Source organism: Microbacterium flavescens, from assembly GCF_018588945.1.
Taxonomy (GTDB): domain Bacteria; phylum Actinomycetota; class Actinomycetes; order Actinomycetales; family Microbacteriaceae; genus Microbacterium; species Microbacterium flavescens.
Genome location: NZ_JAFIWA010000001.1, coordinates 100,783 through 118,609, shown reverse-complemented (window position 1 = coordinate 118,609; position 17,827 = coordinate 100,783). Strand labels below are relative to the sequence as shown.

The 17,827-nt window shown below is 71.4% G+C and carries 17 protein-coding genes; 4 read left to right on the top strand and 13 right to left on the bottom strand.

What is annotated here, in order from left to right; all coding sequences use genetic code 11:
* Window positions 1-33: 33 nt before the first annotated feature.
* The 3 genes from JX005_RS00490 to JX005_RS00480 all read right to left on the bottom strand — a co-directional run bounded on the left by JX005_RS00490 (window position 34) and on the right by JX005_RS00480 (window position 5,197).
* Window positions 34-888: an SGNH/GDSL hydrolase family protein gene (locus JX005_RS00490; protein WP_214465388.1), complete on the bottom strand. Its 855-nt coding sequence runs from the start codon at window positions 886-888 to the stop codon at window positions 34-36.
* Between the two features lie 149 nt (window positions 889-1,037).
* On the bottom strand, window positions 1,038-4,046 hold the full coding sequence (locus tag JX005_RS00485; RefSeq protein ID WP_214465386.1) for an AAA family ATPase: 3,009 nt from the start codon (window positions 4,044-4,046) through the stop codon (window positions 1,038-1,040).
* Window positions 4,043-5,197 (bottom strand): exonuclease SbcCD subunit D, encoded by a 1,155-nt coding sequence (locus JX005_RS00480; protein ID WP_214465384.1) that lies wholly within the window; start codon window positions 5,195-5,197, stop codon window positions 4,043-4,045. Before JX005_RS00480 ends, JX005_RS00485 begins: the two co-directional genes overlap by 4 nt.
* A gap of 93 nt (window positions 5,198-5,290) precedes the next feature.
* Here JX005_RS00480 and JX005_RS00475 point away from each other — a divergent pair, with 93 nt between their 5' ends.
* The 4 genes from JX005_RS00475 (at window position 5,291) to JX005_RS00460 (ending at window position 7,497) form a co-directional block, all read left to right on the top strand.
* Window positions 5,291-5,764, top strand: a complete 474-nt coding sequence (locus tag JX005_RS00475; protein ID WP_214465382.1) for an NUDIX domain-containing protein — start codon at window positions 5,291-5,293, stop codon at window positions 5,762-5,764.
* Between the two features lie 63 nt (window positions 5,765-5,827).
* Window positions 5,828-6,385: a hypothetical protein gene (locus tag JX005_RS00470; RefSeq protein WP_214465381.1), complete on the top strand. Its 558-nt coding sequence runs from the start codon at window positions 5,828-5,830 to the stop codon at window positions 6,383-6,385.
* 22 nt (window positions 6,386-6,407) lie between these two features.
* On the top strand, window positions 6,408-7,142 hold the full coding sequence (locus JX005_RS00465; protein ID WP_214465380.1) for an alpha/beta fold hydrolase: 735 nt from the start codon (window positions 6,408-6,410) through the stop codon (window positions 7,140-7,142).
* Between the two features lie 100 nt (window positions 7,143-7,242).
* Entirely contained in the window at window positions 7,243-7,497 is a 255-nt protein-coding gene (locus JX005_RS00460; protein ID WP_214465379.1) for a hypothetical protein, read from the top strand.
* A 77-nt stretch (window positions 7,498-7,574) separates the two neighbouring features.
* Here JX005_RS00460 and JX005_RS15955 read toward each other — a convergent pair whose 3' ends face one another.
* The 10 genes from JX005_RS15955 to JX005_RS00410 all read right to left on the bottom strand — a co-directional run bounded on the left by JX005_RS15955 (window position 7,575) and on the right by JX005_RS00410 (window position 17,271).
* Window positions 7,575-8,090 carry a hypothetical protein gene (locus tag JX005_RS15955; protein WP_246533381.1) on the bottom strand — a complete coding sequence of 172 codons (516 nt, stop codon included), beginning with the start codon at window positions 8,088-8,090 and terminating at the stop codon, window positions 7,575-7,577.
* Window positions 8,087-8,314, bottom strand: coding sequence for a hypothetical protein (locus JX005_RS00450; RefSeq protein WP_214465378.1), 228 nt, complete (start codon window positions 8,312-8,314; stop codon window positions 8,087-8,089). Before JX005_RS00450 ends, JX005_RS15955 begins: the two co-directional genes overlap by 4 nt.
* 71 nt (window positions 8,315-8,385) lie before the next feature.
* On the bottom strand, window positions 8,386-8,823 hold the full coding sequence (locus JX005_RS00445; protein ID WP_214466031.1) for a DUF1622 domain-containing protein: 438 nt from the start codon (window positions 8,821-8,823) through the stop codon (window positions 8,386-8,388).
* Window positions 8,824-8,864: 41 nt separating this feature from the next.
* On the bottom strand, window positions 8,865-9,164 hold the full coding sequence (locus JX005_RS00440; protein WP_214465377.1) for a GNAT family N-acetyltransferase: 300 nt from the start codon (window positions 9,162-9,164) through the stop codon (window positions 8,865-8,867).
* A 9-nt stretch (window positions 9,165-9,173) separates the two neighbouring features.
* Window positions 9,174-10,661, bottom strand: a complete 1,488-nt coding sequence (locus tag JX005_RS00435) for a glycoside hydrolase family 1 protein (protein ID WP_214465375.1) — start codon at window positions 10,659-10,661, stop codon at window positions 9,174-9,176.
* A gap of 5 nt (window positions 10,662-10,666) precedes the next feature.
* Window positions 10,667-12,904, bottom strand: coding sequence for an alpha-xylosidase (gene yicI, locus JX005_RS00430; protein ID WP_214465373.1), 2,238 nt, complete (start codon window positions 12,902-12,904; stop codon window positions 10,667-10,669).
* A complete protein-coding gene (locus tag JX005_RS00425; protein ID WP_214465371.1) occupies window positions 12,904-13,794 on the bottom strand; it encodes a carbohydrate ABC transporter permease in 891 nt (296 codons plus the stop codon). The genes yicI and JX005_RS00425 overlap by 1 nt, the downstream gene beginning before the upstream one ends.
* Complete coding sequence (locus JX005_RS00420) at window positions 13,794-14,765, bottom strand: carbohydrate ABC transporter permease (protein WP_214465369.1); 972 nt, start codon at window positions 14,763-14,765, stop codon at window positions 13,794-13,796. The genes JX005_RS00425 and JX005_RS00420 overlap by 1 nt, the downstream gene beginning before the upstream one ends.
* 54 nt (window positions 14,766-14,819) lie before the next feature.
* On the bottom strand, window positions 14,820-16,127 hold the full coding sequence (locus JX005_RS00415; protein ID WP_214465367.1) for an ABC transporter substrate-binding protein: 1,308 nt from the start codon (window positions 16,125-16,127) through the stop codon (window positions 14,820-14,822).
* Window positions 16,128-16,230: 103 nt separating this feature from the next.
* On the bottom strand, window positions 16,231-17,271 hold the full coding sequence (locus JX005_RS00410; protein ID WP_214465366.1) for a LacI family DNA-binding transcriptional regulator: 1,041 nt from the start codon (window positions 17,269-17,271) through the stop codon (window positions 16,231-16,233).
* Window positions 17,272-17,827: the final 556 nt, after the last annotated feature.

Genomic DNA, 17,827 nt, shown 5'->3' with positions numbered 1-17,827 from the left:
CACAGAACCGGCCCGCCCTTCTGCGTCAGCCCGTCATGACACCCACTGCGTCTTGGCCCACGTGAGCGACGCCAGCGTCGCCTGACCCGACAGCGACGGGTGGAAGTAGTCGCGCGTGGAGATGTCCGCCCGCGTGAACGCGTAGCCGGCGACCGTCCCGCCGTCGTGCCGGCACCACGCGTACGCCGAGCATGCTTCGACGAGTGCCTGGTTGTACTCGTCGACCCTCTGCTGCACGGCCGCGCGGCGCTGGACGTCGGCGGCCTTCGTGCTGGACGGGTTCGCCAGCATCGACTTGCAGGTCCCGAGCAGGGCCCATGCGAGCCGGGCGCTGATGCTGGACCTGTTGAGCTCGTACATCCGCTGCAGGTTCGGGATGCCGGCCACGAAGACCTGTGGAGCGGCGGCGCTCTTCGACAGCGTGGCGAGGGCGGTCTGCACGTTGGTCTTGAACGTGGCCGTCGGGGTCATCGCACCGACGGTCTTCGTGCAGGCGTCGTTCGCGCCGATCTCGATCGTCACGTACTGGGCCCCCTGCGCGACCGCCTTCGCGACCTGTGCGTTGAGCGCGCCCGACGCGGCCCCCGCGACCGCGTTGTTGTAGCCGACCGCGTTGTCGGGCGCCGCCGTCGCTCTCAGGCGGAGGAGATGCGAGCCCACCGAGGCGCTGGACCCCGTCGCCCATGAGTTGGCCGGGCAGTTGATGAGACTGCTGCAGGTCATCGAGGCCTGGGTGATGGAGTCGCCCAGGGCGGCGACGACCCGGACGTTGTCGGGCGGCAAGGGGGCCGCGTAGGCGGTGGTGGCGGTGAAGAGGCTGCCGGTGACGATGACCGCCGAAGCGGCGAGCGTGGCGAGGGCGCGGCGCGCCCGGGTAGAGGTGCGCATGTGGAGGTACTCCGTACGGCGTCGTGGAATGAAGCGTGCGCGGCGCGCAGCCGCGACCGGACGGAGCCGGCGAGTCGGGCACGATCGCATCCCCAGGAGCGATCCTGCGCGAACCATACACCCGTGTATCGGCGGGGACAATGGGCGGCTCAGACGAGCTGTCGCGCCTCCTGGCGGATCACGCTCGGCCCCTGCACCGTGGCCTCGACGGCGAGCTGCGCGGGGAGCTGCTCCTTCATCGCGGAGACGTGGCTGATGAGCCCGACCGTGCGGCCGCCCTGGCGAAGCTCGTCGAGCGTGCGCATCGCCAGCTCGAGGGTCTCGTCGTCGAGCGAGCCGAAGCCCTCGTCGATGAACAGGGTGTCGAGCCGGACGCCGCCGGCCCGTGCCGTGACCACCTCCGCGAGCCCGAGGGCGAGGGCGAGAGACGCCAGGAAGGTCTCGCCGCCCGACAGGGACTGCGCCGGCCGGGCGATGCCGGTGTGGGCGTCCATGATCGCGAGGCCGAGCCCCGACGACGCGCCCCGCGCCGCGAGGGCGTCGCTGTGCTGCAGGCGGTACCTGCCCGACGACATGTCGGCCAGGCGCAGGTTGGCCGCCTCGACGATCTCCTCCAGCTCGGCCGCGAGCACGAACGATTCGAGCGTCATGCGGTGCGTGTTGGGCCCGCGTCCGGCCACGGTGTGGGCGAGCCGTGCGATGACGGCGTAGTCGTCGGCGAGGCCGGCGATGGCGTCGTGGGCCGCCGTCGCACGGACGACGAGGTCGGTGAGCCGCTCCGCCGTCTGCGAGGCGTGCGCCGCTCGGTCGACGGCCGCGCTCCACTGGTCGCGGGCGGCGTCGCGGGCGCGTGCCGCGGCGGCGACGTCGGCCGGCTCCTCGGGCGTCCCGGCGAGCTCGAGTTCCAGGTCGCGCAGGCGGTCACGCTCGGTCCGCAGCGAGACCTCGTGCTCGCGGATGCGCTCCTCCAGCGCCGCGCGCACATCGGCAGCGCGCAGCGCCGCGGTCGCGTCGGCGGCGTCGGCGAAGTCGGATGCCGCGACCCGCGCATCCCTGTCGGCCTCCGTGGTGCGGGCCGTCGCGCGAGCCGCGTCGGCGGACGTCAGCGCATCGAGGAGGGCGGTCGCGAGGGCGCGTCGGGCAGTGGCGTCGGCGATGCGCGCCGCGACGCTGTCGAACTCACCGCGTGCGTCGTCGACGGCGCGGCGAGCCGAAGAAGCGTCGGCCGTCAGCCCGGCGAGGCGTTCACGCAGAGTGCCGAGCTCGGCGGCCAGGGACTCGCGCTCGGCACGGGCCTCGGTTTCGGCCACCGCGAGCTGGGCGCGCTCGGCCGTCAGCCGCTCACGACGCGCGACGGCCTCGGTCGCTGCGACGACAGACGCCTCCGCGGTCGCGAGCTCGGGAGTCAGCTTGTCGACGTCGGCGCCCCCCGCTCGGGCGACCGCGGCCGCGAAGGCGGCGCGCGCCTCCTTCGCGCGCGCGGCGACGAGCTTCTCCGCTTCGGCGGCCACATCGCGGGCCTGCTCTGCGGCGGTGATCTCGTCGTCGGAGACCGGCGCCTCGGTGATCGGGGCGGGTGTCGGATGCTCGGTCGCTCCGCACACGGCGCACGGCTCGCCGTCGGCGAGACCGGCGGCGAGCTCCCCCGCACGGCCCGCGAGGCGTCGCTGCAGGAGGGCGGTGACGGCTGAACGCGCGTCGTCGAGCTCGGCGCTCGCCCGGAGGTACGCGGCGTCGGCGTCGCGCGCGGCGTCGCCCAGCCGCACGGCGTCGTGGGCGGCGGTCAGCCGGACCGCGAGCGCGTCGCGGTGCGCGGTAGCCGCCTCCAGGCTGCCTGCCGCGCCCTGAGCCGCGCTGAGGTCGTCGTCGATCGTCGCCAGGCGTGCCGGGAATGCTGCGCGCGCCTCGTCGAGGCGGCCGAGGATCTCGTCGTACTCCGACGCGCGGGCCGCACCCGCGGCGAGCTCGGCGGTCAGCGCGGCGAGTTCGCGTTCGCGGGCCTCGGCGGCCGCCCACACGGCGAGGTCACCGGTCAGCTGCTCGACGAGCGCCGTGAGCGCCGCGAGCGACTCGTCCGCCGCGGCAGCGTCGGCTGCACCGGAGCCGCTCCACTCGGCACGCGCGCGCTCCACGCGCGCCTCGGCGTCGGCGGCTGCCTGGACCGCCGTCGCGGCGGCCTCGATCGGCGCCCGCAGCGCTTCGGCCGCGAGGGCGCGTCGCAGGGACGCACGGTCGGCGGCGATGGCCGGCTCGGCCGCCTCGAGCGCGGCGAGCGCAGCCCGCGACCGCGCCCGCTGCTCCTGCTTGTCGCGCAGCGCCTTCGCGGCCGCGTGCGCCGCCTCAGCGGCGCGGTGCGCCGCGTCGGCGTCGGCGCGCTCGCGCGCGAGCGTTTCGACGCGGTACTGCGCGCGCTGGACTCCCACGTCGGCCGCAGCGAGCCGATCGGCCGGCGCGCTCGTCTCGGCGGGAGCCGTGCCTTCGAGTTCTTCGGCAGCCAGGAGCCGCTCGGCCTCGCTGAGGAGGAGCTCGACGCCGTCGCCTGCCGCGGCGAGCTCGCGCTCGGCATCCTTCCTCCGCTGTTCCAGGGCGAGCTGGTACGCCTCGTACGTGCGCGTGCCGAACAGCCGGCGCAGCAGCCGCTGCCTGTCGTCGTTCTTGGCCAGCAGGAACTCGGCGAAGCGGTTCTGCGCCAGAAGGATCACCTGGAGGAACTGCTGCTGACTGAGCCCCAGGATGTCGTCGAGCTCGCGGGCCACGTCGACGGGGCGCGCGGCGCGGCCGATCCACTCGCCGCCCACTTCTTCGTCGAGCTGGGCGCGGTGCGGCTCGGTGGTCATGCCGGTGCCGCGCTGCTTCGGACGCTCGTACTCCGGCGAGCGCGTCACCCGCCAGCGGCGGCTTCCGGCGCTGAACTCGACGGTCACGCTGGTCGGGTCTTCGGGCGCGCAGTGGTCGCTGCGCAGCCGCTTCTCGGATCCGTCGTAGCGCGGCACGCCGCCGTACAGCCCGAAGGTGACGGCGTCGAGCACGCTCGACTTCCCGGCCCCCGTACGGCCGGCGATGAGGAAGATGCCGTCGTCGGCGAAGGCGTCGAAGTCGACCAGCTGGCGCTCGCGGAACGGCCCGAACCCGGTGACCTCGAGCCGGTGCAGCCTCACGCGCGGGCCTCGGCGAGCGTGCGCTCATCGATGACGTCGCGGATGACCTCGGCCTCGCGCTCGGACGCGCCTTCGCCCTCGCGCACGTGCACGAGGAAGGCGTCGACGAGCTCGGCGTCGGTGCGGGCCTGGCGCACCCGATGCGAGTAGCTGAGTCCGTCGTCGCCCCGCACGCCCTCGGGCGTGTGCATCACCGTGGCGCAGTGGGGGAATCGCGCCTGCAGGCGGCGCATGGGGTCGGACTGGGGCGTGGCATCGGTGTACTGCGCGCAGACCCAGGCGTCGGCGGCGTCGGCGAAGCGCTCGTCGCCGAGGAGCTCGTCGAGCGGGCCGCGGATCGTCACGAGCCGGCGCGGCACCGGGAGGTCGAGCCACACCGCGGACGCCAAGCCCTCGGCGTCGAGCTCGACCAGCCACGAGCCGCGGGGCTTGTCAGCCTCGCCGAAGCTGTAGTGCAGCGGCGCACCCGCATAGCGCACGCGCTCCGACAGCCGCTGCCGGCCGTGGATGTGGCCCAGAGCGACGTAGTCGGGGCCGTCGAGTGCGGCGAGCGGGACGACGTCGAGGCTGCCCTGGCGGATCTCGCGCTCGACGCCGGGCGTGGCATCGACGCCCGCAGCGAAGCAGTGCGCGATCGCCACCGAGCGCCCTCCGCGCTGTCCTGCGTCGGCACGGACCAGCCCCATCGCGTGTTCGATCGCGAGCCGCTGCGAGCGGATCTCGGCGTCGGGCCACAGGTGGCGCACGAGCGCCGGCTCGAGGAAGGGGATGCCGTAGAAGTGAACCGGTCCGTGCGCGTCGTCGACGGTGACCGGCGTGCCGGTGGACAGCGGATCGGTGATGACGTGGATGCCCGGCCGCAGCAGCGCGGACTGGAACCCGAGGCGTGCCGCCGAGTCGTGGTTGCCGCTGGTGACGACCACCGTCGCGCCGGTGTCGGAGAGCGCGGCCAGCGCGTCGGTGAGCACGCCGTAGCACGCGGCGGCGGGCGCGGCGGAGTCGAACACGTCGCCGGCGACGATCACCACGTCGACCTCGTGCGCGCGCACCTGGCCGACGAGTGCGCCGAGCACGCCGCGGAGCGCATCGAGCGTGGCGTGGCCGTGGAACGACCGCCCGATGTGCCAGTCCGAGGTGTGCAGGATCCGCATGGTCTCACCGTACGTTCGCCCGCCGACATACCGGCCGAGACAGGCCGGGCGAGGCCGAGCGGATGCCCCGGCTCCAGGGCGTAGCCTGCTCGCATGGCCTTGCCCGAGGTGTGCGTCGTCTTCCTGATGCGCACCGGCACGGACGGCCTGGAGGTGCTCCTCGGCGACCGGCGCACCGGCGCCGGACGCGGACGCCTCACCGGCCTCGGGAACGCGGTCCGCCGCGGCGAGGCCGCCCACGGTGCGGCGGTGCGGGGCGTCCTGGAGGAGGCGGGGGTCGGGGTCGAGGCATCCGATCTCCGCGAAGCGGGCGTGGTCGAGCGGCACTTCCCCACGCGCCGGGCCCTCTCGGAGCGGGCGACGGTCTTCGTATGCCGCCGTTTCACCGGCTTGCCGGTCCCGAGCGAGGCGATCGCACCGCGGTGGTTCGCCCTCGCCGACGTCCCCTACGGGCGGATGCGCGCCGACACCGCGCGGTGGCTGCCGGGCGTGCTGCGCGGCGGCAGCGTCGACGCGCGGTTCACCTTCGGGGTGGACCTGTCGACGGTGGTGCTGGAGGCGAACTGAGCGGATGCCGCCACCCCGCGGTGTCGTCGCCCCGCACGTCGACGCTCCGACGTATCGTGGAATATGGCGCCCTCAACGGAACCCGCCCCGCGATCCACGGTCGTCGCGCTCGTGGGCGGAGACAGCGAGCCGCTGCTGAGCGGTCTCTCGGATGTGCCGGCCGTGCGCGCCCTGTCGCTCCGAGAAACCGACCCCGCCGAGGCGGCGTGGGCCGTCACCTCGGCCGACTGCCCCTACGTCGTGCACGACGCCGACCCGCTCGAGCACGTCGCGGCGGCCTGGGTCGAGCTGTACGAGGAGCGGGCGACCCTGGGCACCCTCGAGATCGAGGTCGAGACCTTCCTCGACCTCTTCGCCCTCGGTGAGGCGGTCATGCCCGACTACTACGTCGTGGTCGAGCCGCAGTCGATCGAGGGAACCTGGCGGCACTGGTGGCTCGGTGCGCTCGCCCATCGCGCGCCGTCGCGCGTGCTGCCGGTCGAGGCGTCCGCCTCGGCGCTGCGGGCCCGGCTGCGGGCGCTACCCGCATCGCGCCCCTGGCCCGACCCGGAGTGGCTGCGGCGGGTTCAGTTCGACATCCCCGACCGGGTCGGTCTGCGCGATCAGGCCGGAGACGCGTGATCGGGTCGCATACGCTTCATAGGTGAGTCCGGCGCGCGAGTTCTCCTTCGCCGGCGCGACCCTCGTGGTGGAGCGCCGGGGCGCGGGCGACCCCGTCTACGTGCTCATCCACGGCATCGGCATGGGCCGAAGCGTCTTCGCCGACCTGGTCGCCCATCTCGACGACCGCGCCGAGGTCATCGCCCTCGACCTGCCCGGCTACGGCGAGGCGCCCGAGCCGCGCCGCGTCCTCACGATGGAGCGCACGGCGGATCTCGTGGCGGCCTACCTCCGACGACACGTCGACGGACCGGCCGTCGTGATCGGCCACTCGATGGGAGCGCAGATCGCGCTCGAGGTCGCGGCGCGGCATCCGTCCACCGTCTCCACGCTCGTGCTCGTCGGACCGACCGTCGACCCCGCGGCCCGCACGGCGCCGAGGCAGCTCGGCCGGCTGCTGCGGGACATCGCCGTCGAGAGCCCCAAGGTCATCGCGCTCGGCGCCCGCGAGTATGTGCGCGCCGGACCGAACACGGGCACGAAGTTCCGCGCCATGCTCGTGCACCGGCCGGAGGACGTGCTGGCCGCGGTCACGGCCCCCACGCTCGTGCTGCGGGGCGAGAACGACCTCGTCGCGCCGCGCGACTGGTGCGAACGCATCGTCGGCGCGATGCCGGATGCGCGGCTCGCGCACGTCCCCGGGCGCGGTCACGAGACCATGATCCGGGATGCCGCGCCCGCCGCCGCACTGATCACGGCGTTCGTCGCCGAGCGGTGACGGACTGCCGCATCGCGGCGGAATCCTGCCACCTCCGCAGCACCCGGCAATGTCGTACCCCCGGCGTACGTTCGAGTCATCGGAAGCAACGGAGGAAACAATGCTCTCGCTCGTCACCGCCGCCGAACAGCAGTACCGCCACGAGTCCCAGATGCGCGATCGCGAACTCGCCCTGCTGGGTTCGATCCGGGCCCGCCGCGAGGCGCAGGAGGCCGCTCCGGTCGCCGCGCTCGTCGCCCCGTCCGCCGCCCCGGCAACCGCCGCACCCGCCCGTTCGAAGGGCGCGTGGGCCCGGCCGATCGGCGCCCGCGCCTCGGTCGCCGATTCCTGCCCGACCGTCTGCGCGGTCGCCTGACGCCTCGATGCCCGCCCCCGTGAGAGGGCGGGCATCGGGTCGTCACGCCGAGTTCGGCGTCAGGACTGGCCGGGCGGTCAGGCCTCGTCGGGGGCCGCGGCGTCTCCCGTCGCGATCTGGTTGGCCAGCTCGTCGACATCGGCCTCGGGCAGATCGACGCCGGCCTGCTCGAGGCGCTGCTGCAGCACCTCGGCGATCCGGCTCACCGGCTCGGTCCCGACGTCTGCGCGCGTCTGCGCGACGATGCCCGACACCTTGTCGATGGCCCCGGCATCGTTCTGCGACATCGCGGGGAGGCGCTGCTCCTGCTCCGATCCGAGGCCGCCCCGCTCGCGCTGCGCCTCGCCGACGGTCAGGGTGTCGCGCCCTTCGTCCTGGCCGTGGTGGTCTTGTCCGTCACCGGAATCCATCACGCCGATCCCCACGGCCTCGTGGCTGGGCTCTGCCGCCGCGGGGGCCGCAGGCTCCTGGTCCTGAACCGGTCCGTCGCGTGTCGGCTCCTCGGCATCGGGAGTGGCGGTCGCGCCCCCGCCGTCGCCTCGGTCGGGGTAGTTGACACCGGGCTGCTCGAACTCGTTCCCCGTGGTGCTCACGGCTCCTCCTCGCCTCGCTGGTCGGACACTCCGAGATCGGGGTCGGCGCCCTGCCGGGCCGCCTCCCCCTCGACCGGGTCATCGGGCTGCAGTGCAGCATCGGTCAGCAGCATCTCGGCGTCCGCCGATTCGGCGCTGCGTTCCTGGGCTTCGGTGTCACCGATCTCATCCCACCCACCGGGCGGGTCGGCGTTGATCACGCCATCGGGCAGATCACGATCCATGAGGCGCTCCTCTCGTCACACTCCACCCTGCGCGGAGGCCCCGTGGGGCGTCAGGGGGTTGACAAGCCGAGTCAGCGGCTCTCGACGGCGGCCCCGCCCGAGCCGGCCGCGGCACGGGTGGCCGCGCGATCACGCGCCACCGCGTCGCCGACCATCTGGCCACCGCTGCGGGTGAGCACCCGGCGCCACGGCAGCGTCCCCTCGATCTCGATCTGGATGGACATCGACAGCAGCGTGCGGATCAGGACGATGAGCCCGAGGATCGCCGCATCCTCGAGGGACGGCTTCGACGTGATGGTCCGGATGAGGTCGGCGGCGACGAGCACCTCGAGACCGAGCAGGATCGCCGCGCCGAGGGTCGTGCGCAGCGTCGTGAAGGCCGCCGATCCCCCCTCATGACGCGCGAGCGAGCGGCCCCCCAGCACCAGGGCGATGACGAAGCCGATGATCATCGCCGCGGCACCCACGGCCTCGAACCCCACGGCCACCGCGGTGAAGACCTCTTCCATGCGCACGCGGCCAGCATAGGACCGCGCGGCGGCGCGAACGGCTAGGCGGAGCGCTGTCCGGCGAGGATGCCGCCGCGGCCGGGGTGGGCGGCGAACCAGTCGGCCACGTACCAGCAGACCGGGACGACCGACCGGTCGCCCGATCGCTCCAGCTCTGCGACGGCCCGGGCGACCAGCTCGCCGGCATATCCGTGGCCGCGGAAGGTCGGGATCGTGTACGCGCGCGTCATGGCGACGGTGCGGCCGTCGTCGCGGTAGTCCAAGACGCTGACGAGGTCGTCCCCGCGATACAGCGTGTAGCGCGAGGCATCCGATTCATGCGTGAAGCGCAGCTCAGTCACCTCGACAGGCTAACCCCGCCCGCCCGCGTCGGGACGCGGAAGCACACCCGACGTGGCCAGCTCGGAGTACCAGCGCCCGCTGTCCTTGACGGTCCGCTCGAGCGTGTCGAAGTCGACGCGCACGATGCCGAACCGCTTAGCGTAGCCGTAGCCCCACTCGAAGTTGTCGAGCAGCGACCACACGAAGTATCCGCGCAGGTCGACGCCCTGCTCCATCGCGCGGTGGGCCGCGGTGAAGTGGCGGCGCAGATAGTCGAGCCGCTCGGGGTCGGGCACGGTCCCGTCTTCGGCGACGACGTCGGCGAACGCCGCGCCGTTCTCGGTCACCATCAGCGGCTGGCCGGGGAACTCCGCCTTCAGCGCGAGGAGAAGCTCCTCCAGGCCTTCGGGGGCGATGTTCCAGCCCATCTCGGTGTACGGCCCGGGCTGGTCGACGAACTCGACGAGCTGGTCGCTGCCCGGCCATGCGGTGCCGCCGGCGGCCCCCTTGTGGCCGTCGTTCATCTGCTTCGGCGAGACGCCGTCCCAGAGCTGCACGGTCGCCGTGGAGTAGTAGTTGACGCCCAGCACGTCGATCGGCTGGTGGATCGCCGTGAGGTCGCCATCGCGCACGAACGACCAGTCGGTGACGGATGCCGTGTCCTCGAGCACGTCGGACGGGTACTCGCCCTTCAGCAGCGGGTGCGTGAAGACGCGGTTCGCGAGCCCGTCGATGCGCCGCATCGCCTCGGCTGCGCCGTCGCCGACCCCGCGCAGCACGTGGAAGTTGAGCGTGACCGAGTAGTCCGGGTCGCCCGCCGACGTCGCGCGCAGCGCCTGGACGGCGCGGCCGTGCGCCAGGTTGAGGTGGTGCACCGCCGCGAGTGCGGCGGCCGGCTCATGGCGCCCGGGGGCGTGTCCGCCCTGCCCGTAGCCGAGGTAGGCCGAGCACCACGGCTCGTTGAGGGTCGTCCAGGTGTGAACGCGGTCGCCCAGGGCCGCGCCCATGACCTCGGCGTAGCGCTCGAACGCGTCCGCCGTCGCGCGCACCGGCCAGCCGCCGGCATCCTCCAGCGCCTGCGGAAGGTCCCAGTGGTACAGCGTCGCCACCGGACGGATGCCGCGACCGAGCAGTCCGTCGACCAGCCGGGAGTAGAAGTCGATTCCCGCCTGGTTGACCTCGCCCGTGCCGGTCGGCATGATGCGCGGCCAGGCGATCGAGAAGCGGTACGCCCCGAGCCCCAGGTCCTTCATGAGGTCGAGGTCGGAGTCGACGCGGTGGTAGTGGTCGCACGCCACGTCGCCGGTGTCGCCGTTCCAGACCCTGCCGGGCGTCTTGCTGAAAGTGTCCCAGATCGAGGGGCCGCGGCCGTCCTCGTCGAAGGCACCCTCCACCTGGTACGACGCCGTCGCCGACCCGAAGGTGAATCCGGGCGGAAAGACGAGACCGGTGTCGCGATAGTCGGGGCTGCCGTGGGTGCGTTCCGTCTCGCTGCGCTCGCTCAACGACCGATTCATAGCTGTCATCGTGTCACCTCCGTGAGGTCTGCCGTGAACGTCTCGCTCCGGCCCTCGGGGGTCGTCACCGTCACGTCGCGCGTTCCCGAGCCGCCCGGGAACACGCGCAGCGTCAGCCCGTCGAGATAGTCGTAGTCCGGACGATCGGTGCGCGCGCCCCAGGGGAGCACAGCCCCCGGCCGGACGTAGAGCGGCAGGCTGTCGAAGGCGTGCGTCTCGCGACGCCATCCGCCGCCCGTCACCGTCTCGCCGGTGAGCAGGCTCGTCCACTCCCCTGCCGGGAGGTAGAACTCGACCTCGCCGCCCTCCGAGAAGACCGGCGCGACCAGGATGTCGCCGCCCAGCATGTACTGCCGGTCGAGGTGACGAACGGCCGGGTCGTCGGGGAACTCCAGGAGCATCGGCCGAAGCAGCGGCAGACCGGTGGCCGCGGCATCCACTCCCACCTGGAAGAGGTAGGGCATGAGGCGCATCTTGAGGTGCGTGAAGCGCCGGGTGACCTCGACGGCCTCCTCGTCGAAGGCCCACGGCACGCGGTACGAGCCGGAGCCGTGGAAACGGCTGTGGCTGCCGAGCAGGCCGAACGCGGTCCAGCGCTTGTAGACCGCGGCATCCGGTGTGCCTTCGAAGCCCCCGATGTCGTGACTCCAGTGGGCGAACCCGCTGTACGCGAGCGACAGCCCGCCGCGCAGCGTCTCGGCCATCGACACGAACGTCGACGTCGAGTCGCCGCCCCAGTGCACCGGCATCGTCTGGCCGCCGGCCGTCGCCGACCGCGCGAAGAGCACGGCGTCGCTCTCGCCCCGCGCCTCGACGAGCACCGCGTGGACGGCCTCGTTGTAGAGCTGCGTGTAGAGGTTGTGCATCCGCTGCGGGTCGGAGCCGTCCGCCCACTCGACGTCGACGGGGATCCGCTCGCCGAAGTCGGTCTTGAAGCAGTCCACGCCCTGGTCGACCAGCCGCCGAAGATGCGACTGATACCACGCGGTGGCCTCGGGGTTCGTGAAGTCGACGAGCCCCATGCCGGCCTGCCACAGGTCCCACTGCCAGACCGAGCCGTCGGCCCGCTTCACGAGGAACCCCCGCTCAGCGGCCTCGGCGAACAGCGGCGAGCGCTGCCCGATGTAGGGGTTGAGCCACACGCAGACGCGCAGGTCCTTCTCGTGCAGCCGCGCGAGCATGCCATCGGGATCCGGGAAGGTGCGCGGGTCCCACTCGAAGTCGCACCAGTTGAACTCGCGCATCCAGAAGCAGTCGAAGTGGAACACCGACACGGGCAGCTCGCGCGCTGCCATCTCGTCGATGAACGACGTCACGGTCGCCTCGTCGTAATCGGTGGTGAACGACGTCGACAGCCACAGTCCGTACGACCACGCCGGCACGACCGGCGGACGGCCGGTGAGCGCGGTGTAGCGGGTCAGCACGTCCTTCGGGGTCGGGCCGTCGATCACGAAGTACTCGAGCACCTCGCCGGGCACGGAGAACTGCACGCGCTCGACGGCTTCCGAGCCGATCTCGAACGACACGTGGCCCGGGTCGTTGACGAGCACCCCGTAGCCGCGATCGGAGAGGTAGAACGGCACGCTCTTGTAGGCCTGCTCGCTCGAGGTGCCGCCGTCGGCGTTCCAGATCTCGACGCTCTGGCCGTTCTTGACCACGGGGCCGAACCGCTCGCCGAGGCCGTAGACGTGCTCGCCCACGCCCAGGTCGAGCTGCTCGTGCACGAAGACGCGCTCGACGGGTGCCGGCGCCCCCGTGCGGGCGTTGTCGACGATCCCCCGGTCGACCTGCGCTCCGGGAGCCAGTCGCACGTAGCCCTGCGACTTGTGGCCGCTCGAGGTCAGCACCCGGCCGTCGTGCTCGAAGGACAGCGACCACGGCGCACCGGCGGCCACGCGTGCGGTGAGACCGCCGGTGCGGAGCGTGCCGCCGTCGGAGGTGACGGATGCCTCGCCCGCGCCGCCGTCGACGGCGCCGGGCAGCGGGAACCCGCCGTGCCACCGGCCGCCCTCGTGGTGGGCGATCCGCACCCGCACGACGCCCTCGAGGGGCGACGAGAGCGTCACGGTGAGCACCGGGCGGTTGAGGGTGTCGCCGCGCTTGGCGATCACGGACGTCGGCGCGGTGACCACGAGGCCGGGGCCGTCCGGCGTGCGGTCGGCCTCCCAGACGTCGTACGCCTCCTGGGCGTACAGCGCCTCGACTCCGGGCCGGAGCTGCCAGAACCCGTCGGTGAACTTCATTACTTGACTGCTCCTGCCGTGATGCCCCGGGTGAGGGTGCGCTGGAAGATGAGGAAGAAGATGATGGTCGGGATGATGCTGATGAGCGCCGCTCCCGCCGTGGTGGTGACATCCATGAGGCGATCGCCGGTCAGCACGCTGATCGCGACCGGAACCGTCTGGTTGGCGTTCGAGGGCAGGAACGTCAGCGGGATCAGGAACTCGTTCCAGGTCCAGATGAAGAAGAAGATGAGCAGCACCGACAGCGTCGGGCGGCTGATGGGGAACACGACCCGCCACAGGATCTGCCAGCGCGTCGCGCCGTCGAGCGAGGCGGCCTCGAGGACTTCCTTGGGGAACGTGCCGTACACGGAGGCCAGCAGATACGTGCCGAACGCCGCTTGGACCACCGTGAAGACGATGATCACCGACCACACGCTGTCGTACAGCCCCACCGACTTGAACATGTAGTACAGCGGGTAGAGCAGCGCCTCCTGCGGCAGCAGGTTCGCCAGGAGGAAGAGGAGCACGATCCACGTGCGTCCGCGGACCCGCCCGATGCCGATCGCGAAGGCGTTGAGCACCGAGATCAGCACGGCGAGCACCGCCACGACCCCCGAGATGAAGATCGAGTTCCAGACCTTCTCGGGGAAATTGACCCGCTCCCAGAACGCCTGGATGCCGGAGAGATCGATCGCCTGCGGCAGGGCGAACGGGCCCGAGGTCGCGTAGTCGACCGGCGACTTGAAGGCGTTCACGAGGATCAGGTAGAACGGCACCAGCACGACGAGCGCGCCGAGGATGACGCCTGCGAGCAGCACCCAGTCGAGCGCGCGCTTCTTGGTCATGCCGCCGCGGGAGCGGACGCGGGCGGGCTTGCCGCCGGTGATGATTGCGGTCGTCGCGGCCATCAGAGTCCCGCCCTTTCCTTGCGCTCCAGCGAGTTCTGCACCCGGATGAAGATGACCGAGACGATGACGACGAGGATCGTGAGAACCGTCGCGATGGTCGCGCCGTAGCCGATGTTCCGCTTCGTGAAGAACTCGGTGTAGGCGTAGTACGCGGGCACCAGGGTCGCTCCGGCCGGCCCGCCCTGGGTGATGACGTAGACCGGCCCGAACACCTTCAGCGCGGCGATCGTGCACGTGAGCGTGACGACGAAGACCTCCGGACGGATGATGCTGAGCGTGATGGCGCCGAATCGCTGGAACCAGTTGGCGCCGTCGAGCTCGGCGGCTTCGTAGAGCTCGGGGTCGACGCGCTGCAGCGCGGCCATGAAGACCACGATCGGGTATCCGATCTGCACCCACACGAGCACGACCATGAGGACGAGGAGCGCCGACGGCATCTGGCCGAGCCAGTCGAAGGCCGGGATGCCGAACACGCTCAGGATCTGGTTCATGGCACCGGTGTCGCCCGGGCGGAACAGCCAGCCGATCACGATGCCGGCGACGGCGATCGGAAGGATCTGCGGAAGGTAGTAGCTGGCGCGCAGGAAGCTGCCCACCTTGCCGCCGAACTTGCGCCCGACGACGTCGAACAGGAGTGCCGCGACGATGAGGCCGACGACCGTCGGAACGACGACCATCGCGATGACCATCCAGATCGAGTTCGCGAACGAGGTCCAGAACTTCTCGTCCGTGAAGATCTTCATCCAGTTGTCGAGTCCGATGAACTCGGGCGTGCGGACGCCGCGCCACTTCGTGAACGTCAGATAGACGTTGAAGAGCAGTGGGATGACGATGACGACGAGCAGCAGGACGAACCCGGGCAGGAGGTAGAGCCAGTACCCGGCGGTTCCGCCGCCGCGCTGCGGGATCGAGGGCTCCTCGCCGGGGATCCTCGTGGGGGCGCCGCGCTCGGCGCGCGTGATGACAGTCATGATGCGACTCCTCTGGGGCGGTGGGCGGCGCTGCCGCCGCCCACCGCGGACGGGTCAGCGGAAGTCCGCTGTCCCTGCTTCGTACTCGGCGCCGAGGTTCTCGTTGGTCGTCGCGGCGTCCTGGGTGCCGGTCACGAGGCCCTGGAGCTGCTGGACGATGACGTCGTAGAAGCCTGCTGCGGGCCAGTCCGGGTAGAACGAGAGGCCGTCGACGTCGAGCACGCCGTTGAACGCGGCGATGAGCTCCTGGCTCTTCGGGTCGGTGATGTCGGCCGGGTCGGCGGCCACGGGCACGCCGCCGTTGTTGCCGATGATCGCCTGGATCTCCGGGCGCATCGTGATGTCGATGAACTCATACGCGAGCTCCTTGTTCGCCGCGTTCTCCGGCACGACCCAGAGGTTGCCCGACGAGCCCAGCGACAGCTGCGTGTCGGGGAACGCCTGCAGCGTCCAGTCGAAGCCGGCCTCCTCGACGAAGCGGCCGAACCACCACGAACCCGAGACGAAGATCGGCGCGGTGCCGTTGATGAACGAGACACCGGCGTCCTCGGCCTTGACCGACGAGACGTCGGAGGCGACGTAGCCCTTGTCGACGTACTCGGCCAGCGTCTCGGTCGCGTAGGTCAGCTCCGGACCCTGCCAGTCGACGGGGTTCTCGTACAGCTGGTAGTCGTTGACGAACTGGCGGTCGCCCTGGGTCAGCGCGAGCTGGTACCAGAGCTGTCCGAGCGGGTACTCGGCGCCGGCCTCGGCCAGCGGCGTGACGCCCTTCGCGACGAACGCGTCGAGCACGTCGACGAACTCGTCGTACGTCGTCGGGATCTCGAGGCCCGCCTCGGCGAACGCGTCGTTGTTGTAGTACACGCCGACGAACTCACCGTAGTTCGGGATGCCGTACCAGGTGTCGCCGCCCATGACGCCGTCTTCGGAGTACTTGGCGGTCGTCTGCAGCGACGGCGCGAGCTTGTCGGCCCAGCCGTACTCGTCGACGGCGTCCGAGATGTCGGAGATCAGGCCCGTCGACGCGAGGAAGCCGGCGGTGGCGTTGCCCTTGTTGAACTCCATGAGGTCGGGCGCGGCATCCGAGTCGAGCACCTGGCTGGCCGTCTTCTGGATCTGCTCGAACGACTTCTGCTCGAACTCGACGGTGGCGCCCGTCTCCTCCTCGAAGATGTCGATGGCCTCGTTCCAGGCCTTGGCCATGGCGCTGTCCTCGCCCTCGTAGTGCCACAGCTTGAGGGTGTCGCCGTCGCCCGAGTCGGACGATCCGCCTGCGCAGCCGGCGAGGGCGATCGCGCCGACCGTGACGGCGCCGACGGCGGCGAGGCCGCGCCGGGCGTTCTTGCGAGTAATTCGTGCCATCAGTGGCACTCCTTTCTTGGTGACCTTCGTCGGTCGAGGTGGGATTCAGTTGTGTCGAAGCGCTTCGATTTCGGACACGAAGCGACGATCGGATGCCGCGGCCTCAGTCCGCCGCGGCTCCCGACGGCGAGGGGGCCGGGGGTGCGGCGATCGTGCCGCGGGCCTCGTAGACGGGCGGGATGAGCCGCAGGCCCGGCTCGGGACGATCGGGCCCGAGCATCTCGAGCGCAAGATCGACGGCGAGGTCGCACGACTCCTCGGGCACGAGCGGGATGGAGTCGACCGGCACCGTCAGCGTGCTGAGGTCGAATGAGGCGCCGACGGAGATCACCGAGACATCCTCGGGCACCCGCAGTCCGCGGGAGTCGAGCTCGGCGAGCACCGCCGCGTGCGCCTCGTCGGCGCAGTGGAGGATCAGCGCTGTCGCGCCGCCGTCGAGCAGCTGACCGGCGGTGCGCCGGGCGGAGGCGCGATCGGCGTGCTTCCTGCCGGTGGTGCCGTACGCGACGTCGATCCCCCGCTCCGCTCCGCGGGCGAGGACACTCGCGCGGACGCGGGGCGGGAAGTTCGACTTGACGTAGGCGGTCTCGGTCTGGCCGACCAGGCCCACCGAGCAGTGTCCCGCATCGGCGAGCAGATCGACGGCCTCCGCGGCCGCCGCCTCGAAGTCGAGGTCGACGCAGACCAGCCCCTCGTTGTCGTCGGGGATGCCGATGAAGACGGTCGGCGTCGAGATCTGGCGGGCGAGCGCGACGCGGGCGTCGTCGGGTGCCACGTCCAGCACGAGGATCGCGTCGACGAGGCCGTTGGCGGCGACCCGGCTCATGCCGGCCTGGGCCTGCTCGTCGGTGAGGAGCAGCACGTCGTAATCGTGCCGGCGGGCGGCGACGGCCGTGGCCAGCACGAACGACATGTGCGTCGGGGCGTGGGTGTCCTTCCGCAGCGGCTCGGTGAGCGCGAAGATCTGCGTGCGCGATCCGGCGAGCATCCGGGCGCCGGCGTTCGGGCTGTAGCCGAGCTCGCGGACCGCCTCCTCGATGCGGCGCCGGGTGTCGGAGGCCACGGGGCGCTTGCCGCTCAGCGCGTACGAGACCGTGCTGATCGACACACCGGCGGCCTCTGCCACCTCGTTGATGTTCGCCACGCTCGACCTCGTCGTCTGTCGGAAGTTGAAGCTCGAAGCGCTTCGCGGAAACGCTTCGACAGGCATGTTACGCACACTTCGCCCGACGGTGCAAGGCATTTGTGGAATTGAACAACATAAGTGCCCGCCGGTGAGCGCAGAAGACCCCGATGCGCGAGGCGGTGCCCGGCGGGCTGCCGATTGAGCAATGTGTCACATTTCGTCATGATCGGAATGCCTCATCCGTGCGATTTGACGCATGGGGACGCACTCCGTCATAATCGGCCACATGACTGACAACGCACGCTCACTGTCCGCCTGGGAGGCGAACGGAGCTGCCGGCATGATGATGGCCGGCCGCGTTGCCATGTGTTGTCGAATGTGCCACTAGCACGGTGACCCCCGCCGGATTCGCACGCCGCTTCTGAAACAACGGCCGAGCGAGTCCCCCGAAGCACCGGATTCGTGCGTCGATCACGCGCACCCGGATGCCTCGCACATCGCCCGACGACGGGCAGCCCGCACCGGGCATCGCCCTCCCCGGGCATCAGCACATCCGAACCCGTTCGCGCCGCCT